Raw genomic sequence first — 1,940 nt, 5'->3', positions numbered from 1 at the left:
TGAACAGGTCGCCCGCCGGGGCCGATTCGCCGTAGGTGGTCATGCCGATCACCCGGCCATCCAGGCCCACGTACTTGTACCAGTAGTCCGCATGCCCGGCTTCGATGGCGATACGCTTGGTGACCGCCTTGGGCAGTACGCTTTCACGGTATTCGGCATCCTGGCCGTTAAAACGGTAGGCCGAGGGCATGGACACCACGCGTACGGCCTTGCCCTGCTGCTCGAGCTCGGCGGCGGCGTCCATCGCCAACGACACTTCTGAGCCGGTGGCAATCAGAATCAGCTCGGGCGTGCCTTCACTGTCCTTGAGAACAGGGTCTTTAAGCACGTACGCCCCGTTTTGAATCGACGCCAGCTGTGCCTTGGTGCGCTGCTGATGGGGCAGGCCCTGACGCGAGAGAACCAGCGCGGTGGGGCCGGAGTGGCGTTTGAGGGCGGCGTCCCAGGCCGCCACGGTTTCCACCGCATCGCAGGGGCGCCAGGTATTCAGGTTCGGCGTGGTGCGCAGGCTGGTCAGCTGCTCGATTGGTTGGTGGGTCGGGCCATCTTCGCCAAGGCCGATGGAGTCATGGGTGAAGACGTAAATCGCCTGTTGCCCCATCAGCGATGCCATGCGCACTGAATTACGCATGTACTCCATGAAAATCAGGAAGGTCGCCCCGAACGGCACAAAGCCGCCGTGCAGGCCAATCCCGTTCATGACCGCGCCCATGCCAAACTCGCGCACGCCATAGTGCAGGTAGTTGCCACTGGCGTCTTCCGGCGTGATCGCTTTGGCGCCGTTCCAGAACGTCAGGTTCGATGGGGCCAGGTCGGCACTGCCGCCCAATAGCTCCGGCATCTGCGGGCCAATCACGTTCAACGTTTCAAAGGAGGCCTTGCGTGAGGCAATGCTGTCGCCCTTTTCCTGGGCTTGCTCAAGCAGCGCTTCGGTGGGCAGCTCCGCAGGCAGCTGCGCCTTCATACGGCGCTGGAACTCGCGTGCTTCGGCGGGGAACGCCTCCGCATAGCGGTCAAACCGGGCATTCCATGCCTGCTGGTGCGCGCGGCCGGCTTCGCGGGCATCCCAGGCTGAATAGATTGGCTCTGGAACATGGAAGGGTGCATGGGGCCAGCCCAGTTGCTCGCGGGCGGCCGCCACTTCGTCATCCCCCAATGCCGCCCCATGGGCTTCTTCCTTGCCCTGCTTGTTAGGGGCACCAAAGCCGATGATGGTTTTGCAGATAATCAGGCTGGGTTTGTCATCGTGGCTTTTGGCCAGTTCAATGGCCGCGTTGACCTCGTCCGGGTTGTGGCCGTCAACCGTCGGCACCACGTGCCAGCCGTACGCCTCAAAACGTTTCGCCGTATCGTCGGTAAACCAGCCTTTCACTTCGCCGTCGATGGAGATGCCGTTATCGTCATACACCGCAATCAGTTTGCCGAGCTGCTGGGTGCCCGCCAGCGACGCCGCTTCGTGGGAAATGCCCTCCATCAGGCAGCCGTCACCCAGGAAGCACCAGGTGTGGTGGTCGACGATGGTGTGGCCAGGGCGGTTGAACTGCGCCGCCAGGGTTTTTTCGGCGATGGCAAAGCCCACGGCGTTGGCAAAGCCCTGCCCCAACGGGCCGGTGGTGGTTTCAATGCCCGGTGCGTAGCCGTATTCCGGGTGCCCGGCGGTCGGCGAGTGCAACTGGCGGAAATTCTGCAGTTGTTCCAGGCTGAGCTCATAACCGGTCAGGTGCAGCAGCGAATAGAGCAGCATGGAGCCGTGTCCGTTGGACAGCACGAACCGATCACGATCGGCCCATTTCGGGTCTTCGGGGTTGTGCTTGAGGTGGTCATTCCACAGCACTTCGGCAATATCCGCCATCCCCATGGGCGCGCCCGGATGGCCGGACTTGGCCTTCTGGACGGCATCCATGGAAAGGGCGCGAATGGCATTGGCCAGCTCAAAACGG

At 62.6% G+C, this 1,940-nt stretch carries 1 protein-coding gene; it reads right to left on the bottom strand.

Going from position 1 to position 1,940, the window contains the following annotated elements; translation table 11 throughout:
* Nucleotides 1-1,940 (bottom strand): transketolase (tkt, locus tag R3F64_RS19315; protein ID WP_332613243.1); only part of this gene is annotated, 1,940 nt, incomplete at both ends.

The sequence above is a fragment of the Halomonas sp. 5021 genome (assembly GCF_036663435.1).
GTDB lineage: Bacteria > Pseudomonadota > Gammaproteobacteria > Pseudomonadales > Halomonadaceae > Vreelandella > Vreelandella janggokensis.
The sequence above is the reverse complement of the archived record's forward strand: the minus strand, read 5'-3'. Positions and strand labels throughout refer to the sequence as shown.